Annotated in this window: 21 protein-coding genes and 1 pseudogene; 6 read left to right on the top strand and 16 right to left on the bottom strand. The window is 53.3% G+C overall.

What is annotated here, in order from left to right; all coding sequences use genetic code 11:
* Positions 1-91: 91 nt before the first annotated feature.
* Both KIH86_RS18015 and KIH86_RS18020 read left to right on the top strand, forming a co-directional pair.
* Positions 92-943: an AraC family transcriptional regulator gene (locus KIH86_RS18015; RefSeq protein WP_223082150.1), complete on the top strand. Its 852-nt coding sequence runs from the start codon at positions 92-94 to the stop codon at positions 941-943.
* Between the two features lie 161 nt (positions 944-1,104).
* Positions 1,105-1,320: a hypothetical protein gene (locus KIH86_RS18020; RefSeq protein WP_223082148.1), complete on the top strand. Its 216-nt coding sequence runs from the start codon at positions 1,105-1,107 to the stop codon at positions 1,318-1,320.
* Between the two features lie 141 nt (positions 1,321-1,461).
* Here the strand turns inward: KIH86_RS18020 and KIH86_RS18025 are convergent, their stop codons facing one another.
* The 7 genes from KIH86_RS18025 to KIH86_RS18055 all read right to left on the bottom strand — a co-directional run bounded on the left by KIH86_RS18025 (position 1,462) and on the right by KIH86_RS18055 (position 9,159).
* A complete protein-coding gene (locus KIH86_RS18025) occupies positions 1,462-2,082 on the bottom strand; it encodes a polysaccharide deacetylase family protein (RefSeq protein ID WP_223082146.1) in 621 nt (206 codons plus the stop codon).
* 121 nt (positions 2,083-2,203) lie between these two features.
* Entirely contained in the window at positions 2,204-2,386 is a 183-nt protein-coding gene (locus KIH86_RS18030) for a hypothetical protein (protein WP_223082144.1), read from the bottom strand.
* Positions 2,387-2,867: 481 nt separating this feature from the next.
* On the bottom strand, positions 2,868-4,787 hold the full coding sequence (locus KIH86_RS18035) for a PAS domain S-box protein (protein ID WP_223082140.1): 1,920 nt from the start codon (positions 4,785-4,787) through the stop codon (positions 2,868-2,870).
* 291 nt (positions 4,788-5,078) lie between these two features.
* Positions 5,079-6,056, bottom strand: coding sequence for a mannonate dehydratase (locus KIH86_RS18040; protein WP_223082138.1), 978 nt, complete (start codon positions 6,054-6,056; stop codon positions 5,079-5,081).
* Positions 6,057-6,088: 32 nt separating this feature from the next.
* Positions 6,089-7,387, bottom strand: a complete 1,299-nt coding sequence (locus KIH86_RS18045) for an ABC transporter substrate-binding protein (protein ID WP_223082136.1) — start codon at positions 7,385-7,387, stop codon at positions 6,089-6,091.
* Between the two features lie 26 nt (positions 7,388-7,413).
* The gene (locus KIH86_RS18050) at positions 7,414-8,256 is read right to left on the bottom strand and encodes a carbohydrate ABC transporter permease (protein WP_235775471.1); all 843 of its coding nucleotides are present in this window, start codon (positions 8,254-8,256) and stop codon (positions 7,414-7,416) included.
* Positions 8,257-9,159 (bottom strand): carbohydrate ABC transporter permease, encoded by a 903-nt coding sequence (locus KIH86_RS18055; RefSeq protein WP_235775480.1) that lies wholly within the window; start codon positions 9,157-9,159, stop codon positions 8,257-8,259.
* 357 nt (positions 9,160-9,516) lie between these two features.
* Here KIH86_RS18055 and KIH86_RS18060 point away from each other — a divergent pair, with 357 nt between their 5' ends.
* The gene (locus KIH86_RS18060; protein ID WP_223082134.1) at positions 9,517-10,419 is read left to right on the top strand and encodes an RraA family protein; all 903 of its coding nucleotides are present in this window, start codon (positions 9,517-9,519) and stop codon (positions 10,417-10,419) included.
* Between the two features lie 161 nt (positions 10,420-10,580).
* On the opposite strand, the gene KIH86_RS18065 is transcribed toward KIH86_RS18060, so the two are convergent.
* The gene (locus KIH86_RS18065) at positions 10,581-11,777 is read right to left on the bottom strand and encodes a helix-turn-helix domain-containing protein (RefSeq protein ID WP_223082133.1); all 1,197 of its coding nucleotides are present in this window, start codon (positions 11,775-11,777) and stop codon (positions 10,581-10,583) included.
* 39 nt (positions 11,778-11,816) lie between these two features.
* Positions 11,817-12,461 (bottom strand): GntR family transcriptional regulator, encoded by a 645-nt coding sequence (locus KIH86_RS18070; RefSeq protein ID WP_235775472.1) that lies wholly within the window; start codon positions 12,459-12,461, stop codon positions 11,817-11,819.
* Between the two features lie 356 nt (positions 12,462-12,817).
* Here KIH86_RS18070 and mprF point away from each other — a divergent pair, with 356 nt between their 5' ends.
* The gene (gene mprF / locus KIH86_RS18075) at positions 12,818-15,496 is read left to right on the top strand and encodes a bifunctional lysylphosphatidylglycerol flippase/synthetase MprF (RefSeq protein WP_223082129.1); all 2,679 of its coding nucleotides are present in this window, start codon (positions 12,818-12,820) and stop codon (positions 15,494-15,496) included.
* Between the two features lie 162 nt (positions 15,497-15,658).
* Here mprF and KIH86_RS18080 read toward each other — a convergent pair whose 3' ends face one another.
* The 6 genes from KIH86_RS18080 to KIH86_RS18105 form a co-directional block, all read right to left on the bottom strand.
* Positions 15,659-16,201 (bottom strand): hypothetical protein, encoded by a 543-nt coding sequence (locus tag KIH86_RS18080; RefSeq protein WP_223082127.1) that lies wholly within the window; start codon positions 16,199-16,201, stop codon positions 15,659-15,661.
* Positions 16,198-16,473, bottom strand: coding sequence for a PepSY domain-containing protein (locus KIH86_RS18085; protein ID WP_223110588.1), 276 nt, complete (start codon positions 16,471-16,473; stop codon positions 16,198-16,200). The genes KIH86_RS18080 and KIH86_RS18085 overlap by 4 nt, the downstream gene beginning before the upstream one ends.
* A gap of 239 nt (positions 16,474-16,712) precedes the next feature.
* Positions 16,713-17,099: a YmaF family protein gene (locus KIH86_RS18090; RefSeq protein WP_235775473.1), complete on the bottom strand. Its 387-nt coding sequence runs from the start codon at positions 17,097-17,099 to the stop codon at positions 16,713-16,715.
* A 163-nt stretch (positions 17,100-17,262) separates the two neighbouring features.
* Positions 17,263-18,081 carry a DUF2935 domain-containing protein gene (locus KIH86_RS18095; protein ID WP_223082122.1) on the bottom strand — a complete coding sequence of 273 codons (819 nt, stop codon included), beginning with the start codon at positions 18,079-18,081 and terminating at the stop codon, positions 17,263-17,265.
* 79 nt (positions 18,082-18,160) lie between these two features.
* Positions 18,161-19,018, bottom strand: a complete 858-nt coding sequence (locus KIH86_RS18100) for a DUF6544 family protein (protein ID WP_223082120.1) — start codon at positions 19,016-19,018, stop codon at positions 18,161-18,163.
* Positions 19,019-19,068: 50 nt separating this feature from the next.
* Positions 19,069-19,686 carry a TetR/AcrR family transcriptional regulator gene (locus tag KIH86_RS18105; RefSeq protein WP_223082117.1) on the bottom strand — a complete coding sequence of 206 codons (618 nt, stop codon included), beginning with the start codon at positions 19,684-19,686 and terminating at the stop codon, positions 19,069-19,071.
* Positions 19,687-19,855: 169 nt separating this feature from the next.
* Here KIH86_RS18105 and KIH86_RS18110 point away from each other — a divergent pair, with 169 nt between their 5' ends.
* Positions 19,856-20,725, top strand: coding sequence for an alkaline phosphatase family protein (locus tag KIH86_RS18110; RefSeq protein WP_223082114.1), 870 nt, complete (start codon positions 19,856-19,858; stop codon positions 20,723-20,725).
* Positions 20,726-20,752: 27 nt separating this feature from the next.
* On the opposite strand, the pseudogene KIH86_RS30165 reads toward KIH86_RS18110, so the two are convergent.
* Positions 20,753-20,950 (bottom strand): annotated as a pseudogene (locus KIH86_RS30165) (hypothetical protein); the annotation flags it as partial.
* A gap of 281 nt (positions 20,951-21,231) precedes the next feature.
* On the opposite strand from KIH86_RS30165, the gene KIH86_RS18115 reads away from it, so the two are divergent.
* Positions 21,232-22,614, top strand: coding sequence for a metallophosphoesterase (locus tag KIH86_RS18115; RefSeq protein WP_223082113.1), 1,383 nt, complete (start codon positions 21,232-21,234; stop codon positions 22,612-22,614).
* Positions 22,615-22,645: the final 31 nt, after the last annotated feature.

Consider the following 22,645-nt stretch of genomic DNA (forward strand, 5'->3'; position numbering starts at 1 on the left):
TATTTCCTTTTGATCATAGACTGAATCCCGCGTATAATCATAGAATAGAAGCCGCTAATAATCGTCCGATCTTAACATGGAGGTTTATCTTATGATGCCATTCCTTCTGGCCGAGTCCGCCAATCTGGAATCCGTACTTCCTCTGTACGTCTGCTGCGTCGGGAGCCATGAGCAGCGGCATCTGGACCGCTCCGACGGATATCCGGCTCATCAGCTGTTTCTGTGCCGGAGCGGAACCGGAATCTTTCGCATCGAGGGGCGGCCTGACCTGGCGCTTACGCCGGGAACGGCGCTGCTGATTCCTGCGAATGTGAAACATGCCTATTTCCCGGACAGCTCCGGCGAGATGTGGGATCTGGGGTTCGTCGCTTTCCGGGGAGGCGCCTCGGCGGCGCTGCTTGAGCAGATGAGCGGGCTGCTGTTGACCCGAATGCATGCGCCGGGCTTCGGGACGCTCTGGAAGCAGCTGGAGTCGCTCTGGCATCTGATCAGTCTGAACGGAGAACAGGCATACTGGGAAGCCTCACGTAAAATGTACGAGATGCTTCTAACCTTGCTGGAAGATCAAATGAGCGGAAAAAAGACATTCAAGGCAGCGGTCGCTGCCGGCCAGCTCAATCCCGGCCTGCAGACGGCCGTTCAGCTGATGCATGACCACTACAACGAACGCCTGCTGCTCGCCAACGTTGCCCGGGCGGCGGGTTATTCGGTTCAGCACTTCCACCGTCTCTTTATCGAAAGCTATGGCGTTACCCCGCAGCAGTATCTGCTTCAGCTCCGAATGCGCAGAGCCGTTCAACTGCTGGAGGGGTATCCCGGGATTACTGTCGGCAAAACCGCGGATATGCTGGGTATGGAGACCAGCTATTTCATCCGCATGTTCAAACGGACCTATCAGATCACGCCCAAGAAATACCTGGAGCAGCTTGCTGCCTCTCCATGAACCGCCAGCAGTAGCAGCAGGTCAAAAAAAAGGACCCCGGCTAAGATCAGCCGGGGTCAAGTGTCATCTAGGGGGGATCATGTTTATACCTCAAATTCAGTATTGCCATTTCGGCTGCCCCGTCATACAATTAGGTAAATTATTCAATTGGAGGATAATCCATGAAATGGCTGAAATGGCTGTATGCTCTGCCTCCCCTTATGTCTACAATCGTCATTTGCGGACTTTTCGGCTCCGCTATCTGGACGGTTGCCATCGGCGCCATAGCTGGCCTCACTCTTTCCTTCGCGCTGGCTGCTTATCTGCAGTCTCTCCAGCGCGAACCGGGAACCGGATATGGAGACCGGGTTCCGCAGTCCAATTTCGGATCATGGTAATGACATAGAAAGGATAGGCTCTGCGTTAGTGCAGAGCCTATCCTTTCTTTCCTTATCCTGATCAGTTCATTACTACCGGTTCGGCAATGCCGGCTCAGTTCCGGATACCGAACACGTAATAATTCCTCTATGCATGTCTACTCACTCTGCAAGATCAAACAGCTCGCTGACAGTCACGAATTTGTAGCCGTCCTCCGCCAGCTCCCGGAGCAGAATGCGAACGGCTTCGATCGTCTGGGACCGGTCATCAAATCCGTCATGGAACAGAAGGATGCTTCCGGGGCAGATATGCTTCCGGGTCTGCTCCAGGATGTGATCCACGCCGGGCATCTCCCAATCCTGTGTCCCCCGGTTGACCGCTCCGATGCAGCGGTAACCAAACTCCGCAGCCAAGGCGAGCACTTCTTCGTTGTCATCCAGATAGGGCGTCCGGAATGAACGGACGGGCTTGCCGGTTAAGGCGCGGATGCGCCGGTCCGTCTCAGCCAGCTCGGCCCGGACCGCTTCCGGGGACAGCTCGGACAAATGGGGATGAGTCTGGGAATGATTGGCCAGCTCATGGCCTTTGGCGAACACCTTCAAGGCCGTCTCCGGGCTCTCGTCAATTTGCTCGCCGATCATGAAGAAGGTGGCTTTCCCGCCGACCTCCGCGAAAATATCGAGCAGCTCAAGGGTATAAACCGGATTCGGTCCATCGTCGAATGTAAAGGCAACCGCGCGTTCCTTCACCGGAACGGAATCGACAATTGCATTAATACTCATGCACTTCATTCTCCTTGTTTATCAATTTGGAAGCCTATGTATGGAAGCAAATCTCTTCTATTATTATATCAGCGCCGCCACATGCATTGAAACCGCTTTTTCGCATGGTTAAGGCGATTCTTCACATAAGAGATTTACACTCACTCCATTTAAGTGACACGGCTTCAATTTGAGCAAGCAGATTGTGCAGGATTCCCCGCGACATATTGCTTACACGGTCAAAGCCGACTAGTTCAACCTGGCCTGCCGGAGTAATATCAACCACTGAATATCCGAATGATACCTTTGTGCTAACTGCTGTCATACGCGCCCCCACCTGTAACCTGTTTCATTTGGGATTTTGATTCTCTCCACATATGATTTGCTGGTTAAAGAGTAGCAGGTTAAATCCCGGCATTAAATATAACAATCATTTCTGTATAGTTTATTACAAAGACTGGAGCCGCTTCTCAGCGGCTCCAGTTGTTAATTCTGATATAGTATTTTTCTGACGGCATGTCCTTTTTTAACTGTCACATACAGGCAACTTCCCTGTATATATTCTTGTATCGCTATGAGCAGATACTCCGGCAATACGTGATCTGCGTTATAGTATTTCATGCAAGCTCACTCCTTGAACTGTAATCATTCAAGTTGCAAAGCCAGCATATGAAGTTAGCGACTTGTTACTTCATGCAAACGTCGCTGAAATCTGCTAGCTTTACATGAAGCTGAGCGTCTTGTTTCTTTTTCTTGTTCATGATCTCACCGCCTTGTCACGTTCCTTATTGTATCACGATGGAGTATTATGAACTTGCCAGCTCTCTGAACAAATATTTGCCAAGCAGCTTAACGATAGCCTCCCGCCGCACGGGCTTGCTGATATAGTCGTCCATGCCGGCGGCCAGGCATTTCTCGCGGTCGCCCTTGAGCGCGTTCGCCGTTACCGCGACAATTACGGGACAATTGCCTTCGCTCAAGTTCTCTTTGATCTGCTTCGAGGCATCGAGCCCGTTCAGGCCCGGCATGTTAATGTCCATGAAGATCAAATCGAACTCCCCGCTCAGGGCTGCGCGGACGGCATCCCTGCCGTTGTCGACCACGCTGACGGAGTGGCCGAGACGCTCCAGCATTTTGGTCAGCACAAGCTGGTTCACGAAATTGTCCTCGGCCAGGAGAATCCGGATGCTCCGCGGCGGCAGCTTCAGGACTTCCATTTGTCCGTCTCCATTACCCATGACTGCCGGCTTATAGCCTATTGTGAACGTGAAGGCGGAACCGGTGTTCGAGCCGCCGCTCTCGGCATGGATGCCGCCGCCCATAAGCTGAACCACCTTCCTGCTGATGGCAAGCCCGAGTCCCGTCCCTTCATGGTTCCGGTTCATGAAATTGTCGACCTGCGAGAACGGCTCGAAGATGTCGACGAGCTTGTCCGGGGGAATCCCGATCCCGGTATCCTTAACGGCGAAGACCAGCTGCGGACTCTCTCCTTCGCCGGTCACATGCTTCACCGAGACAGAGATAGAGCCGCTAGGCGTGAATTTCACAGCGTTCCCCACCAGATTGAGCAAGACCTGCTTCAGCCGCTCCGGATCGGCGCAGATCATGTCAGGCACATCAAATCCGACCTGGCAGTTCAGCTCAAGCCCTTTCTCTTCCGCCCGCGCCGAGACGATGGCAAGCACATCCTTGATGCAGTCCCTCAGCCCGAAGGCGCGCTCGTGAATCTCGCTTTTTCCCGCTTCGATCTTGGACAGATCCAGAATGTCATTGATGATGTTCAGCAGCGTATCCCCGCTCTTCCGGATCACCTCGACATAGTACTTCTGTTCGTCGTCCAGCAGGGTCGTCTCCAGCAAAAGATCCGTCATCCCGATCACTCCGTTCAAGGGCGTCCGGATTTCATGGCTCATCACGGCGAGGAACTCGCTCTTGGAACGGTTCGTGCTCTCCGCCAGCTCCTTCGCGATCATCAACTTCTTCTGCTCCGAAATATCCTTGCAGATCAAGTAGAAGCCGATGTTCTGATTATTCACAAAAATCGGCGCGATGCTCGTCAGCACCTCGATTCTCTCGCCGCTCTTTGTGAAAATGGCATCGATATTTTGATCCACCGTATTGTCGTACAGCCCCTCTCCGAGAATCCGGTCAACGTTGGCCTGACCGATCAGCCGGCTCAGATTCATCCCCATCAGCTCCGTCCGGATGCTGTAGCCGGTCAGCTTCTCAGCCATATTGTTGCCGTTGATGATATTGCCCTCAAGATCAAGGGATATCACAGCGTCATGATTATACTTCTTGAGCGAGGTATAGCGTTCGACCGATTCAATCAGCTTCTGCTCGGATTCCTTCTGCTTGGAAATATCAATAATCTGCGCCAGATAATAGAGCGGGCATCCCGCGTCGTCCCGGAACAGCCGCATCGTCATCATTACCCAGAGCAGACGCCCGCTTTTCTGCAAATACCGCTTCTCAATCTGAAGCTCCGTCTCCTCTTCCCCCAGCATCCGGTGGATGTCTTCGATACTCTGCACCTCGTCCTCGGGGTGAGACAGCCCGGTAAAGTTGAAGCTGAGGAATTCCTCCTCCGAATACCCGAACATCCGGGTCATGGCGGGATTGACGGCCAGAATCTCCCCTTTCATGCTGACCAGCGCAATGCCGAAGGATGCATATTGATAGACCTGTTCGTTGAACAATGTTTGGTTCAGATTCACTCGATGCATGGGATGCCCCCTCAAAGTTCGCAGTGTGTCCGTGCACGCAAAATGACAGCTCTTTTTTGTCGAGTTACCCTATTTCTCCAGCCTTGAAACAATGGCAATTACAGAACCGGGCCGATTCAAGTCCCGATTGCAACGTACGTTGCGGACAGCAACCATGAAATCTTCCCCCGCTTGTGCAAAAAAAAGAAAGCCGCCGTTAACCGGCAGCTCACAATGAAAGCGTAAAACTATGGGGCGTGCTTCCTTCATCAGGAAATTCTGGCGTGAAGTGACATGGCGCAGACCGGCTGACTATCTCTTCGTATGTGTATATCCGACCGCTTCCATCAATCCGATAATGTATCCGTTGCCGAACAGTCGTCCGAGTACCTCGTAGCCTGAATTAACATTCGGCTCTCCGGCCATGGTCGGAACGTGATCGGCGCGGATCGGGCCGTTATAGCCGACATTTTTATACGTCTTCATGGCTTCATACATGTCGGTCTTTCCGTTATCATGAAAGGTTTCATGGAATCGCTCCACCGTACCGGAGACATCCCGGAAATGAACGAAGAAGATCTTATTCTGCTCGCCAAATCTCCGGATAGCACCCGGAATGTCCTCTCCTGCCGCAGCAAGGGTTCCCTGACAGAGAGTGATCCCGTTGTTCGGGCTTGGCACCAGGTCTATTGCACGCTGAAGCGCATCCGCGCTGCGCAGAATCCGGGCAATCCCGCGAATGGGCGAGACGGGTGGATCGTCCGGGTGCAGGGCAAGCTTGACCCCCGCCTTCTCGGCAACGGTAACGATCTGCTCCATGAAGTATTTCAGATTGTCCCACAGCTGATCTTCCGTCACAATCCCGTACTCTGTCAGCGGAGCGTCCCGCATGTCCTCATGATCGTAACCGGAGACGAGCGCTCCTCCCCGCGTCTGCATCTCGGTCGAGGTGCGGAACCAGCCGAAGCCGGCCATGAAATTATAGCAGAGCACCGGAATGCCCAATTCACCCATATTAAGGATCAGTTCCTTGAATCCCTCAATTTCCTCATCCCGGCCCGGAAGCCCGAACTTGATGCGGTCACTGGGCGGCATGCTCTCGATGACCTTGACATTCAGTCCGTGATCCGCATACTTTTTCTGGATTTGCGCTAGAAACGCATATTCGGTGAGCCGGTAGCCGGGCTGCTCATGAAGCGATATGACCGCATCGTGAATGCCGAGCTGTAAGGCAAGCGACCAGAAGTCGCAGGGATCGTCGTGGAAAAAATAGGCTTCTGCCAATTGCATGATTATTCCTCCCGTATATGAAAAGATTGGATTTATGAGGCGTCCAGGCTGGACTCCGTTTCTTTGCCGGCCTGGTCGATAATGTCGTACGCTTTCTCCAGACTCAGCTTATTGAACATAACCTGCTCCATCGTATCCTTATAGGTTTTGACAAAATCGGCCCATCCGGGAGGCGCCGGATAGAATGGCAGCGCTTTATCAACAGCTTTATTGTAGAGTTCAACGCCTTTCTTGTCACCCTCGGATAAGGTAGGCTCGATTTGCTTGAAAATGTTGGTATTGATCGGAATGCCTCGGGTCGTGCCTAGAATGTTGCCCGCTTCCGAATCGTTGATGAACCATTTCAGGAAGGTCTTCGCCTGCTCCTTATGCTCGGATTTGCTGCTGACCGTCAAATAAATCGTCGATTGCGCCCATCCGCCTCCCGCCGGTCCCACCGGGTTGTTGACAGTATCAAGCTGGCCCGGCATCAAGCCGTCCAGAGCGCTTACGGCTCCTACCGGAACACCGCGGGTCATGATTGCTCCTGAAGTGAGGGGATCATTGGTCGGGTCATTTTCGACAAAAGAGAACATGGTCTGCGCATCGGGCACAATGCCTTCTTTGCGGAAATCGGCGTAAGTCTCGTTGAATTTGAACCACAGCTCTTTGTCCAGATTGAATTTCACCCCGTCAATGAACATGGGACCCTTGCCCATCGATGCCTGATAGCTCTGATACCAGTCCCAGATGTTGCTGTAATCGCCAATTGCGTATTTGCCCTCCGGCAGCTTCTCCCTGCCTTCTCTCGCAAAGGCGAAGAAGTCGTCCCAGGTCCAGTCCTTCACCGGAAGCTTGATGCCGGCCGCTTCAAGCGCCGGTTTGTTGAAGGCAAATCCTGTACCGTTATAGCTGATCGGCACCCCGTACAGCTTGCCGTTGATCTTGGACTTCTCCAGCACAGACGAATCGATCCATTCCTCCAGCTTCATATCGTCCAGCGGTTCAAGCGTCCCCCTCTTCACATATTCCTGGATGTAGGCGGCGTCCATCTGCATAATGTCGGGCAGGGAACCGGAGGCCGCAAGCGTAGGCAGCTTCTTCCAGTATCCATCCCAATCCGCATACTGATTGTTGAAGGTGATGTTCGGATTCTTCTCGGTATACAGCTGGGTGGCTTTCATGGTTGCGTCATGGCGGGCCTGCGATCCCCACCAGAAGAGACCGAGCTTGACGGCTGTGTCCTTCGAATTCCCCGACCCGGATTCAGAAGCGCCGGAGCCGCAGGCGGTGAGAGCCACAGATAGGGCGAGAGGCAGGGCCAGACCGGTTAACTTGCGGGTTGTACTCATGGATGACTTCCTCCTTAGTATTTGGATTATCCCTTAATGCCTGTAGTTGCGATGCCTTCCACGAAATAACGCTGGGCCACTAGGAACAGCAGCGTGGACGGAAGCACCGACAGAAGCGACATGGCGAGCAGCTGGCCCCACTGAATCTGGAATTGGTCAATGAACATCCGCAGCGCAAGACCGACGGTGTATTTGTCAATGGTGCTCAAATAAAGAACCTGGCCGAAGAAATCATCCCAGCTCCAGATAAAGGTGAAGATCGCCACGGTAACCAGTGAAGGAACGAGCAGCGGAAGAATGATGCGGAAGTAAATCCCGTATACGGATGTGCCGTCGATGGTAGCCGCCTCGTCCAGCTCGCGCGGAATCCCCCGGATAAACTGGACCAGCAGAAAGATGAAGAAGGCTCCGCCCCCGAAGAAATGCGGCAGAATTAGCGGAATGTAGCTGTTGACCATGCCCAGGTTGTTGAACATGATGTACTGGGGAATGATCGTGACCTGGTAAGGCAGCATCATCGTCAGGAGCATGATCCCGAACCAGAATTTATTCCCGGTGAAACGAATGCGCGCGAAGCCGAATGCGGCCAAAGAGCTCGTCAGCACGGCGCCCAGCACATTCCAGAATTCCATAAGAAGCGTATTTCGGAAAAAGGTGGCGAAGCTGTGATCCTGCGAGAAATTCCAGCCTTCGCTGAAGTTCGCCCATACCGGATGCTTCGGCCATAAAGTGGGCAGCGCCAGCTCCGACGCTTCCTTGAGAGAGGCCCCGATCCACCAGATTACCGGGTACAGCATCAGAACGGAGGCGATAATCAGCCCGCAGTGGATCATGAAGTGATTGCGTCGTTCTACGGCTTCCAGGTTCATCTATTTCCCTCCTTCATCGTAGAAGACCCAATGCTTCGAGACGACAAAGTTGACTGCGGTAAAGACTCCGATGATCAGCAGCAGAATCCAGGCGAGTGCCGAAGCATAGCCCATTTGGAAGTTGCTGAACGCTTTTTCATACAGAAATAACGAGTACGTATACGTGGCGTTCGCCGGACCGCCCTTGGTGATGATGAAGGCCGAGGTGAACATCTGGAACGAGCCGATAATGCCGAGGATCAGGTTGAAGAACATGACCGGGGAAATCAGCGGCAAGGTGATGCTGAAGAATTTCCGGATGGCTCCCGCTCCGTCAACGCCTGCCGACTCATACATTTCCTGCGGAATCTGCTTGAGACCGGCCAGAAATATAATCATCGTTGAACCGAATTGCCATGTATTCAGCAAAATTAACGTTCCAAGCGCCGTGTTCGGATTGGAGATCCAGGCCGGTCCATGAATCCCGATCAGTCCAAGGATCTGGTTGACGTACCCTTCCATGCCGAACATGTTTCTCCAGAGGACGGATACCGCGATGCTGCCGCCAATCAGCGACGGAAAGTAGAACGCGGTCCGATAGAAGCTGATTCCGCGAATTTTGCGGTTCAGCATGATCGCGATCAGCAGGGAGAAGGCCAGCTTCAGCGGAACCGAGACGAACACGAAGATGAACGTCACTGACAGCGATTTGCGGAATACCGTGTCGTGGAAGAAGATCCGTGTGTAGTTATCGAGCCCCACCCATTTCGGGCTTTCCAGCAAAGAGTAGTTTGTGAATGATAAATAAAGCGATTGCAAAATGGGCCATAGCGATAGCAGCAAAAAACCGATCAACCACGGAGAGATAAACAGATACCCGGCCAGGTTATTGTGATAACGCTTTCTCTTTTCCGAAGCGCTGATCCCCGCCGTGAACTTTCGAAGCTGAAGCTCGTTTACCCCAATGGAACACACCCCTTTTCTTATATGAGCAGCTGCGGCAGCGACCGTTTGGGCCGCCTTCCCGTTCAATATAGCATTAGACTTTCACGCCGAGTAGCAGAGAAACTTATGATGCATAAGAGAGAAATTTAAGCTAAATAACGGCAGGAATCCTGTCTCTTCGGACAGAACCGTGTTTCCGCAATCCTTCATCCGAATAACGGGGAGAAATCTACGATTCACTCGCCAAACTGTGTAACTATGGCGGATGGACGCTATATAGAGCGGAAGCTATCATAAATAGCGAAAGCGAATTCCAATCAGAAGGGTGAGCGAAAAATGTACAATAGAGCTGAGGATATACATGTATGGACGGAGAAATGGGAAGGTGAACGCTACGAGAACGGAAGGCCCAAAGTATCGGACGACATCCTGCGCCGGCTGCGCAAAATCACGCTTGAGGAAGCCTGGGGACCGCTTTGGAACAACGGCTACAGGTTTCAATTTGAAGGCGGTTTCAAAATTGTTCATCCAAACCGCGTGATGGTCGGAAGAGCGGTTACGGCCGTTATGGTCCCTACCCGGCCCGATCTGCATGAATCGCTCGTCGCCGTCGGTCAGGAGGAAGGCTACAGCGGATTTTACAATCAGTGGGTGATCGATTCGCTTGGGGACGGCGACGTGGTAGTCGTGGACATGTTCGACAAGGTCCATCTGGGCACCTATGTGGGAGGCAATCTCTCCACGGCAATTTCCACCAGAACCGGAACAGGCGGCGCCGTCATCTGGGGAGGAATCCGGGATAACCGGCAGGTTGAGCAAATTCCGGGCATCAATGTGTTCTACCGGGGGTCTGATCCAACCGCGATCGCCGATGTGGTCATGACCGGGATGAATGTCCCCTGCCGGATCGGTCAGGCCATATGCCTGCCGGGAGATGTAGTCTTCGGCACTCCGGACGGCGTCATCTTTATCCCGCCTCATATGGCGGAGATTACCGTCGTACAGGCGGAGAAAGCGCAGGTCAGGGACATCTTCGGCTTCTGCCGGCTGCGCGAGGGCGTATACACGACCGCACAAATTGACTCACCGTGGACCACCGAAATCTGGACCGATTTTACCGAATGGTTCAGGAATGATACAGCCGCTGCGGATTACCGGCATCTGGAGTGGAGCGAAGAACTGGAGGAAGTACGGGAACGTGAGAACCGGCGAGATCGGGGACCGGAGGTGCGGCTGTAAGCCGCATCTTTTTTTGGGCGGAAAAATCGGGGTTAAGCGATCCGTTCGCGGAGCGTCCTCCGAAGCGATTGCTTGATCGAGGGTTGCGGGCAAACAAACAAAGCTGTCTCCAAGCAGCCATTTCATTCATGGCTTGGGGACAGCTTTGTTAATTCGTCATATCAGGAAAGCCTGTTAATTTTGAACTTCAGGGGCGTAGGCGAACGCTTGACGGAATCACGGTATTCGCTCGGAGTCAGACCAACCTTCTGTTTGAACAGCTTGCCGAAATACCGGGGGTCCTGGTAGCCGACATTTTCGCAGATTTCATAGTTTTTCAGGTCCGTCTCTTCGATCATCGTCTTGGCGGCAGCGATGCGAATGTCCGTCAAGGTCTCGATAAAGGTCTTGCCTGTCTGGGTTTTGAACAGCATGCTCAGGTAATTGGGGGTGATAAACACAAGCTCGGCAAGGCCCTGCAGCGTAATGTCCCCGCAGTGCTTCTTCATATGCTCGATGGAGGTCTCCACGAGGCTGCATTCCCGTCTGCTGTGAAGATCCTTGTGCTCCAACATCTCCAAGATCAGATTTAAGGTGAACTGCTTGAGCGCCGTTAATGTATCGCACCGGGTTAATTCCAGAAGAGGCAAATCTGGCGGAACCTCATGGTTATCCTGCCGAAAGAACAGACTCTCAAGCTTGATAACAAGCCTCATCGAAGCGGAGTAGAACATTTGATGCTCGGAAGGTCGCTCAAAGGCCATCTGATTGAAGAATTGATCCAGCAGGCTGTAAAGCTGAACGCTGTCTCCGCCGGTCCGGATATGCTCGATGATGGCTTTTTCCTCAGCGCAGGGGTAGTCTGCATGGGGAACCGATGCTTGGGGCGATGTATACAGGTAAATGCCCGTACTCGCATAGAATTTCTCGCTGAGCGCGGAGACAGCCTGATCCAGGGAGGCGTGCAGGCTGCGCAAATCGGGGCGCGGGAGGCCTACGCCTACAGAGAAGGCGATATCGGCGGCTCCCTCGGCATGCTTCCGCAGTTCTTCGAGCAGAATGCGGTCGGGCCAGGAGAATAAGCAGACGATTCTGCGTTCGATCAAGGACAGGAAGGCCATGCGCTCTCCGTAATGCTGCTCCAGATACTCCAGAGCCGCATCACGCGCCCTCTCCCTCTCCTCCGGCTGCCTGGAGCAGCTGACTTCAAACACAGCGATCGCACAGTTAAGCCGGCACGGCTCGGGGAAGAGCTGAGTTTCAATGGATCTCTTGTGAGCCTCTACAATCTCCTTATCAGTCAGCAAAGAGGCCAGAAGACGGTCTCTGCGCATTTTTTGAATGACCTGACTGAATTCATTGAGTAAACCGCTGTGCATAACTAACATCCCCCCTTGCTTCTGATACGCTGTCCCGGATTAGAACGAAATGATCTTATAAGTATCGATGTGCTCAAGGAAACGCGCTTCCGTTGCGGCAATGTCCTGGCCCTTCAGCATTTCAAGCAGGATGTAATGCTCTTCCACCAGGAATTCCGTGGTATGATATTTATTCGATATGGCCATAAACCGCATCATTTTGGACTGGATTCGATTCCAGACGTCCAGGATGGCGCTGTTTCCGCTTAATTCATACAAATGGCCGTGGAACTCCAAATCACTCTCCAGAATGCCCAGCATATCGCCTTTGTCCACCAGTTCGCCCATGCGCACAAGGCTTGCCTTCATCCGGTCAAAATCGTCCTCCTTCAGTAAAGGCAGCACCTTTCGAACCGTATAGACTTCAATCATCTCCCGGAGCTCAAAAATATCACGGATTTCCTTAGGGGTAACGGATGAGACAACAGACCCCTTGTTGGGCGTACCGATGATCAGCTCCTCGAATTTCAGACGTTCCAGTGCTTCGCGCACCGGAGCCTGGCTGACCTCAAAACGCTTCGCTAAATCCAGTACCAGCAATCGTTCGCCCGGTTTGTATTCCCCTGACATAATATCGCTTTTGATATTCAGATAGATTTGATGACTGATCGAGGGGTTCAGCAGAACCGGCTTGGCTTGTTTCATATTCTCACTCCCGGACACATTATCGTTTATCGATAATGTGAGTATAGCAAATGGCAGCGATTACAGCAAGGCGCATTTTCCACATCTGCTCCGCCCCGGTGATTCACATTCCAGCATAAGTGCGGGCAGCAGACCGTTTACATATTTCTGCATCCATTTCGATATACTCGAACCCCTGCCTCCCGGTGACTTGAAACAATTGAGAATCAATGGTAAACCTGTATTATCGGAAAGACGGCCCCCGGGTCCATAAGGTTCACTGGAAAAAAATGAAATTCAGCGGCGGGACTTTTTTATTAACGGACTTTCAGAGAGGGTATACTTGGATTAGGACTTCCACTTAGGAGTGAACAGAAATGCCAGCAATCCAGAAGACCGCGTACAGGCTGAAAGCGGCCAGACTCTTCTCTTCTTTATACCGGTCAAAAATCATTCAGATTCTCATTCCAATCGCCATAGTCGGGTTGATTGTCTGGGAGGGCCAGTCCGAATTCCGCAAAATCCACTGGCCGGCGGCCCTGCATACGATCCGGCATCTGGAGCCGTCCCGGTTCCTGCTGCTTCTCGCCGTGTCGTTCGCTGCCGTAGGGACGGTCAGCGGCTATGAATTTGTGCTCCGGCGGCATTTCAAGCTTCCGCTGGGATACTGGCAGACTTTTCGCTATTCCTGGATCGCCAACACATCCAATAGTGTGATCGGCTTCGCCGGGATCGCGGGCGCGGCCATTCGGACCTATCTGTACCGCAGCCGGGGCATCCCCGTATCGACGATCACGGCTTCCATCGCCTTCCAGTCCACCATCACGATTACTGGCATTTCGCTGCTGGCCTGGGGAGATCTCACCGGATTTATCGCTGCCGGTTCCGTTATTCACGCCCACCCCTGGACGTACTATGCGCTGTGGGGAATAGCGCTGTACCTGCCCGGATATTTGATCTTCCAGCGGACCTCCTTCTATGCCAAATGGCTGAACCGCGATCTGCCGCAGATGAACGCTTCAACTATCGCGGCTTCTGTTGGCGCCTCCGTAGTGGAATGGCTGTGCGCAGGCATCGCCTTCTGGTTCGTCGCTATGACACTGCTTCCGGGCCTGCCGGTCCGGACAGGCCTCGGCCTCTATACGGTCGCGGCCACCGCCGGTCTGATCAGTCTGGCTCCAGGCGGCATTGGCGGATTTGACCTGGTGGCCCTGTACGGCCTTCAGGCGCTTGGATATCCGCCGGAGCACTGTGTCGCCGCGCTTGTGCTGTTCCGTATCCTCTACTATCTGCTGCCCTGGCTCACCGGCCTTGCGATGGGCATTCTGGAATTCGCAATCGACCGCCGGAAAGAGCCCGGCACAGTCCCGGAGCCGCTGGCGGGAGTCTTCAACGGCTGGCAAAGACTATGGACCTTTCCGGGGCAGCATCTGTGGATCTCCGAGATTGGAGCCTGGGCTCTCGGCAAGCTGGTCTTCGTCTGCGGAGCCGTCCTGCTGCTGTCGGGCGCGACCCCGGGCCTCTTGTACCGGCTCCGGTTCGCCGAAGAGCTGCTGTCCGAGCCGATCATGCGGATTTCCCATCAGCTCAGCCTGATCATCGGACTGTCGCTGATCATTCTGTCCCGGGGGATTTCTCACCGGATCAAGCGGGCCTATCAGTGGACGCTGGCACTGCTCTGCGCGGGCGCGGTCTTCACCTTCGCCAAGGCGTTCGACTACGAAGAGGCCGTTCTGCTGCTGATCGTGGCCCTGCTGCTCTTCCTGTCCCGCTCACGCTTCTACCGGGTGGCGGCTCCGGTCGGACGCAGGGCGGCGGCGGCCTGGGCGCTGATCACGCTTGTTATGGCCTATCTCTACCTCCTGATCGCGGCCGGAACCCAGCCCAGATTCCTGCGCCACCTGCCGGAGGCGCAGCTGAAGCATCTCATCCTTGACCGGAATGAGCATTCTATCGCGGTTGTGACGGCTCTGGTCGTCACCTGGCTTGCCTTTACGCTTGCCATGATTCTCCGGACCGGTCCGCTGAAGATCGCAGGGGCGTCTGTGGCCGAGCGGGACAAGCTCCACGGTTTCCTGGAGCGGAATCCGGGAAACCTGTTGACGCATCTGCTTTTTTCCGGAGACAAGAGCTTCTTCTGGGCCAGCGGCGGCCAGGTATTGATCCCTTACGCCCTTATCCGCAACCGGCTGGTCGTGCTTGGCGACCCTGTCGGAGAGTCCCGGCTGATCAGCAAGGCAGTCCAGGAAATTCAGTCGTTCGCCGACAAGTACGATCTGGACGTCGTCTTCTATCAGGTCTCTCCCGCCAATCTGCCGGTGTATCACGAGAACGGCTACCGGTTCTTCAAGCTCGGAGAAGAAGCGATGGTCCATCTGCCTTCGTTCACGCTGGCGGGCAAAGCCAACACGAATCTGCGCACAGTTAAGAATCGTTTCGAGCGGGAAGGCTACACATTTGAAGTTATGAAGCCGCCATATGACGTGCCCTTTCTGGATCGGCTCCGTGCTATCTCGGATGAATGGCTGAACGGCCGCAGGGAAAAAGGCTTCTCGCTCGGCTGGTTCGACCCGGCCTATATGCAGCAATCGGAGATCGCCGTGCTTCTTGGAACGGAGAGACAGATACTGGCCTTCGCTTCGCTTGCGCCTGCGTATGACGCACGGCAAACCTTGTCGGTCGATCTGATGCGGCATCTGCATGATACACCGAACGGAACGATGGATTACCTGTTCATTAAGCTGCTGGAATGGTCCAAAGAACAGGGCTATGCCGTCTTTAATCTGGGAATGGCGCCGCTGGCGAGCGTCGGAGAGACGCAAGCGGCCATTCGTGAGGAGAAGCTCGCGAACCGGGTGTATGAATACGGAGGATACTGGTACGGATTCAAAGGACTCCGCCGGTACAAGGATAAATTCTCGCCGGAATGGGTGCCGCGCTATCTCGCCTATCCCGCACGCGTCTCCCTGCCGGTCCTGCTTGTCGATCTGATCATTCTGATCGCCCGGCGGCCGAAAATCGGGAAGCAGCTTGACCGGCCCCGGGCGAAGGCTTAGCAGTTCTTGTCATCCCTGCATAAGAACCTGAAGACCACGGTCCGACGATCATCAGCACAGTAAACAACCCTTGGAGCTCCAAGGGTTGTTTGCGTTTACTCATATTGCTTGCGAGTTGTGGATTGCGAGATTGCAGGATTGCGAAGCTGCGGGGCAGCGGAATTACGGGTTCAGGGCGATCCCCATATCCGCCGCCGCCTTGCTCAGAGCATCCCGGTTCGCCTGAACCAGATTCAGCGTCTTCGCTTTATCCTGTCCGTGAATCGCCGCTTCGAGCGCATCGAAGTCCGGATGCATGCCTTCCGAATAAGCCGCTCCCAGCCTGTCCTTCACGATCGCAAGAATGGCGTGAAAGCCTTCATGCAGTCCTTCAAAAGCGGCGGCCGCAGCGGCAAAATCGCCCCGGTTCGCTTCCTTCTCAATCGCGGACAGCCCGTCCAGCTCCCCTCGTATGGCCTCTGCCGCCGGACTGTCCGTCGCGGCCGCCGCTCCGGCAGTCTGCACGGGCCGGGCGGTCTCCGTACTCCCGGTTCCCGGCGTCGGCTGCGCTGCCATCGTATGTCCGGCATGCGCCGCTTGACTCGCCTGGGCGGTATGCCCGGCATGCTCCTGTTCCGCCGTGCCGGTATTGTTATTGCCGCAGGCCGTCAAAGCCGAGGCCAATAATCCTGCAGATAGCAAGAGTAATGCTTGTTTGCCCTTCACAATCGGTTTCTCCTTTTCGCTCGTCTGGCAGCTGCGGCTCCCCTGAACCACATCCAGGTTCCGGTAACGCTCAGCACGATCATGCAGATCGCGGCGATATCCGTAAGCCACCTGAAGCTTGCTCCGCCGGCCGACCCGGAATGCAGGGCGAAAATGATCTTCTGCAGCTCCATATCCCGCCTGCTATTATACCCGATCCACTCCCGGTGGTTCAGCAGCAAGCCCGTTACCGCCATAAACACAATAAGCAGGGCTCCAATCAATCCTGCCAATTTGTGAATGAGTCTCAGTATTTTCAGCATGGTACTATCAACCCGGCTTTTCTGTTAGTCAGAATCAACGCTCTGTAACCAATATGTATGATCCCCTTTTCTCCCAAAAATATATTTCAAATTTAATATAACATATCGAACTCCAACATAAAAAGGATTGCTCCGTAAGTCTTCTGCATGACTCCCGGGACAATCCTTCCTATGCGCGGAACTGACGCCCGGCTCCAGATCCAGCAAATTCAGCAGGATTCCTTGCCGGTCATCCCTTTGTAATAATGGCAATGCGGTCTTGTGCCGGCTACTGTTGTGACCCCTTCGAAATGATGGATATGCCCGCCGCCGGGGATCGGAATTGCCGGGCCTGTTACCCCTTGAATCACATGTTTATGCCCTTGCTCCACTGTAGTTATGGTGCAATACCGGTGAACATGCGGAACACCGGTGGGGGCAGGCTCGGTTACACCGGCGTATTCATGTTTGTGTCCATCCGCACAAGAGGTGACGCCGCAAAAAGGATGGGTATGAACCGGCCGACCGTCCCATGAAGTAATGTACACATGATGGGAATGATCGCTGCCCTTTTCCTCGTTTTGAAGAATATACCCTTTCACAGGAATTGGTTTCAACTCAGCAGCTCCTTTTGGATTAGTCATGCGATTACTGTATGCCGGCGCTCCAAGTCCAGTCATAGGTATGCGCTGATTCTTCATGCCGATTCCCGTACGGTCACAAGCCAGCACAAAAAAGCCTGCAAACTTGATTTGCAAGCTTCAATAAGGTCAAGAACGCCTAATGGTGGATTTCGATCTCTCTTACCGGTGTGCCGGTAAGCGCCTTCTCGAACATATCAATAATGAACAGGAATCTCTCCGCCTCACGAAATACATGGTCAGCCAGCAGCGGATGGATGATGCTCTTGATCCGGCACTCGTCGATCAGATCACGGGCGGTCTTCTTGAAGTCCCGCAGCGATTTAACCGAGACCCGGTTCTGATCCAGAAACTGATCCAGCAGAGGAACGGTTTGAGATTGCGGACGCATGGATTCGATATCCTGTGCTTGAAACAACAGAGTGTCAAATTCATCGCTGAACTGCTTGGCCTGATCAACCAGCTTTCGTTCGGAAGGGTCCAGAAGATGACCGATAAATTTCGCATGGTCGGCCATAATTTTCAGGAAGAATACATTTTCATTGATGATCGCATCCGGCAGAGGGTCCAATTGTCCGGTATTCAACTGCTCCAGCCGGTTTCTGAAATAATTGGCTTCTCTGCTCACATGATCGACCAGCAGCGGGAAGTTCGTCTGACCGGGAAGCCGGCATTGCAGGATAAGCCCGAGCACCTTTCTCTTGAACGCCCAAATATGGCATGCGGCCGTATGAACTTCGACATTGAAGCGCTGGATGGTCTGCGGATCTGTGCCGGCATCAAAGGCATGTGCCTTGGCTTCGATCGCTTCAAAGGTACTGTAGAAATGATTGGCCTCATTAATCAACTGCGTATCTTCGCACCTGAAACCAAGCCTGAGAAAGAGCGAATGCTCTTTCATTATGCGTGACCAGAACCTGATTTCATCTAGAGAACGGATAACGAACTCATTGGACATAATTCTCTCCCCCCACCCTCAATATCTATATACATATATTGCGGGCAGGGGAGATTTTATGAGCGGAGCCATCGAGTTTTCAATACAAGTTCGGATTGTTATATTCAATATCGGTAATCTCGCACTGGAACCAGGTAAACTCTCCGGATTTATCGAACCATTTAACATCGGATTTGGAAGGAATACGGATTCCGTTGAATTCCCTGAATTCCTTGTTGACCCCTCCCCAGTCGCTGAGTATATATTTTCCGCCCATTTCTCTGTACCGCTTGGCGGTTATGCTGATCAAGTCTCCTTGATCATTGAAGACGAACACCCCCGAGGCGCTGATCCCATTATGGCTGATGGTGGCTCGTGCAGAGCGGTCATTGATTGGCTCCCACCGGATATAGGGACTAATTGCCGCCGCCGGAAACCAGGGCATCTCTGCCAAATATCTGACCATTGAGCTATAGTCCAATTCAGGACCTTTCGCATCCACCACAGGCAGCAGCGACAACAGCTTGATGCTCATCTGCCCTCGGCCCTCAAGGTAGCTGTCAAGTCCGGAGAGATGAATCAACGGAGCCATTTGAACGTCAGCATTCCAGACAAACCCCGGCTCATCCGCCCGGAAATACTGCTCGGCCCGGACCTTCATCCATGGGCCGTCTTCCTTCGTCCGCATTCGTCCGGCCTGCTTCAACCGAACGGAGGTTACGGTCTCTGTTCCGACGATATGTGTACTCTCCAGCCATTTCCGGACAGGAAGCGGCAGACCCGACAGGTCTTCCTCCCCGATGATTCTGGTGTTCACAGTGGAACTCCCGTTCAGGAGCTCTCTGGCCAGCTTATTCGCATTTCGCTCAAATACGGTCTTGGCGACGGCCGCGGCAAGGACAATCAAGACGATCAGAATCACCAGTACAACGATAACGGTCCATAACCATCTAGGCATAGCCATCCCTTTCCTTCTATCCATCATAGGTTTGGTTGATCCGCTCCGGCTCAAAGCGCCTTTGTCCCCGCAACCGCCCAATCGATATAATTTCGGATAAGACGCTCCCTCTGCTCTTCTCCGATATCCTTCTCTTGGATCAGCTTGATGACAAGCCCGAGCGAAGAAGCCGCGATAACCTGCGCAGTCAGTTCCGAAGCCTCGCTGCCAGGCTCTCGGCCCGTCCCCATAATTTCGTTCAAACACTGGGAGAGAAGGCTCAAAGCAGGATTGTGAAGAGAAGCACCTTTATAGAACATTGAGGTATGCCGCAGAATTTCCGGGGATGGATTGAGCTGAACCGCCATATACTCATCCGGCATGTCGAGAGCGGCTTCGATGTAGCTGCGCATGAGCTTTCTCAGTCTGATTTCCGGGTCATCCTGCCCGTCCTGTGCGGAGGAAGACAGCGAAGACATCAGCTTGCCGTAGCCCCGTGTCATCAGATGATTGAGGATATCCTCTTTATTTTCAAAATAGTGATAAATAATCGCCGGGGAATACTCAATCTTGTCCGCGATTTTACGGATAGACAGCTTCTCCAGCCCCTCTTGTGCAAAAATCTCGTCGGCGGCCTGAAGAATCAGCTCCCGCTGCTTCTCCCTCTCTCGTTCCTTCCGTTCCTTCACCCCAAGTCACTCACGCCTTTCTGAACACTGTTATATTCATTGAACATCGTTCAATACAAAAATACTCCTCCACAGACGGGTTGTCAATTAAACATCCCTTAACCAAAATGCCTTATAGTGGAATACGTCCGATGTTCACATTCTAAAGCTATTGATAAAGGAGAACACAATGCGCATACTTCCGGCCATTACGGCTCTGCTGATGTTTACTGCCAGTCTGGTGGCAGCCGATTCGAAACCTGCAAACGCCGCCCAGAGCGCGAAGCCCGCGGTCAATGAATCCTCGCTGCCGACAGTCGACCATGTGGTCATCGTCGTGGAGGAGAATCATTCCTACCGGGAGATTATCGGGAGCAAATCCGCTCCGTATATCAACCAGTTGGCCAAACAGGGGGCGAATCTGACCAATCATTACGCGGTCACGCATCCAAGCCAGCCCAATTATCTCGCGCTTTTTTCAGGGTCTGTCCAAGGCGTTGCCAATGACAAACCGATGCATACCTTCCAGACCGATAACCTGGCGCATCAGCTTATCAGCCACGGGTATACCTTTGCCGGCTACTCGGAGGGACTGCCTTACACGGGCTATACCGGCCCCTACAAGCTGAGCGCGCAATACGCCCGGAAGCATAATCCCTGGGTTAATTTCTCGAACGTACCCGGCAGCGCCAATCTGCCAATGACGGCATTTCCGAAGCAGTACGACAAGCTGCCAACCGTTTCATTCGTCATTCCGAATCTGGACCACGATATCCACGATGGTACGATCAAGCAAGCGGATGATTGGCTGAAATCGCAGCTTTCCGGTTACGTTCGGTGGGCCAAGACCCATAACAGCCTGTTAATCGTAACCTGGGACGAGGATGACATGAGCGCGAACAATAAAATTCCCACTCTTATCGTCGGCCCTATGGTCGCGCAGAAGACGATCACGCAGAAGAGCAGTCACTACTCGCTGCTCCGCACTATTGAAGACCTCTACGGATTGGACAAGCTGGGGCATTCCGGGCAGGCGCTTCCCCTGGATATTTGGAAGTAGGCTTTGTTGAATCGGCGTATAGCGGAATTCCTCATAACATACCGGCGAGGTATCCCCAATGCCGTCAACTAAGGCATGCAATCCAAGGCATACTCCGGTAAATCCACCGTTCACTTCGGGAGACAGGGTTGAGACGGGCACCGATACTGCACTTCGTGCCGCGTCTCGCCGTCTGTCGAATAGGAGAACGAGCAGGCAATACGATCGGAGCAAAGACACAGCCACACAGTTCCTCTGTCATCGGCTTCGTCATGTAATACACCCTTCCGGGAGCCATTGCGGACCGTTAGCTTCAGCACATGTTCCCCCTCCCTGCGCCCTGCGCGCCAATCCCCACAAGTCATACCCCATTTAAAAATCGGCTGGACCCGGAAAAAGCGGCACAATTTCATTCTCCTGATTCGTACACGAACATGCCCACATCTAATATCTCATAGATCAGATTCATGAATTACGGTAATCTGATAGATAATGCTGCATACAACGTTACAACACTGGGGGATATAATGAACAAGATTAGATTACCGCTGCTGATCTCGCTAAGTCTCGTGATCTTCTTAAGCTTCGCTTCGCGCAGCGGCGATGAGGGGAATAAGGAGGTCCGCAGGTCCGGACTGTCCGATGAGCTCTATGTGGCTACGGATCTTCATTATTTGAGTCCCGAGCTTCAAGACGGCGGACAGGCGTTCCAGAGCTTCGTCAAGAGTGGGGATTCGAAATTGCTCTATTATTCGGATGAGCTGGTGAACGCGTGGGTAAGTCAGATTGTACAGGCCAAGCCCGGAGCCGTTATCTTAAGCGGCGATCTGACTAACAATGGGGAGAAAATAAGCCATCAGACTCTGGCAAAGAAGCTGCGGGAAATCGAGGACTCGGGAGTTCCGGTCTATGTCATTCCCGGCAACCACGATATTTTGAACCCGTGGGCAAGAAGCTTTAAGGGCAACCGCCAGCTTAGAACGGACTACATCACCCCGAAGGAATTCGAGTCGATCTATGGGGATTTTGGATATAACGAAGCCATGTCCAGAGACCGGAACTCCCTTAGTTATACCACCAAGCTCTCGGATCATCTATGGCTGCTCATGCTGGACACGAGCAAATATAAACGGAACCTAGAGGTAGGGTTTCCCGAGACGGACGGGGAGATTTCCGGGGCCACTCTCGAATGGATCAGCGTCCAGACGGCCAAGGCTGAACAGTCGGGAGCTGAGGTCATCGCCGTCATGCATCATAATCTGATGGATCACAGCGAGTTCTCCACCCAATACTTCACATTGAATAATCACGAGGAAGTACAGAAGGTTCTCACTGGCGCCAACATCCATCTCGTGCTTTCCGGACATATTCATATCCAGGATATTCGTTACCGCAATGGAATCTATGATATTTCCACAAGCGCCTTTGAGGTGTATCCGCATCAGTTCGGGGTCGTGCGCTATGATCCGCAGCATTCAGCACTGGATTATCATACGGAACCGGTCGACGTTGAAGCATGGGCTGAACGCACCAAGAGTGTCAATCCGGATTTGCTCGACTTCCGTACATACGCCGAGAGCTTTTTCCGTGATACCTCATATCAGAAGGCCTATACCGCGCTGGAGTCGCAGGGCTATACGGACGCGGAGCGGCAGAGCATGGCTCAGGCGATGGCTGAGCTGAACCTCCACTATTTCGCCGGTACGACCAATCACATGGACCCGGCCATCCTGAATTCAAAAGGCATGCAATTGTGGAAGGACGCGAAAGACCAATTTCTCAAAAGCTATGTGCTGAGCATGACGAGGTCATCCAAGGAGAACAACCAGCTGATTCTTTCCCTTCCTGCGGACAAGCAATCAGGCGCAGAATCAAACAGGGGATCAGGTGCGGAACCAGGCGATGAGTAACGGAGACGGAGGTATCGCCGCTCCCTGCATA

The sequence above is a fragment of the Paenibacillus sinensis genome (assembly GCF_019904155.1).
Classification (GTDB): domain Bacteria; phylum Bacillota; class Bacilli; order Paenibacillales; family Paenibacillaceae; genus Paenibacillus_AQ; species Paenibacillus_AQ sinensis.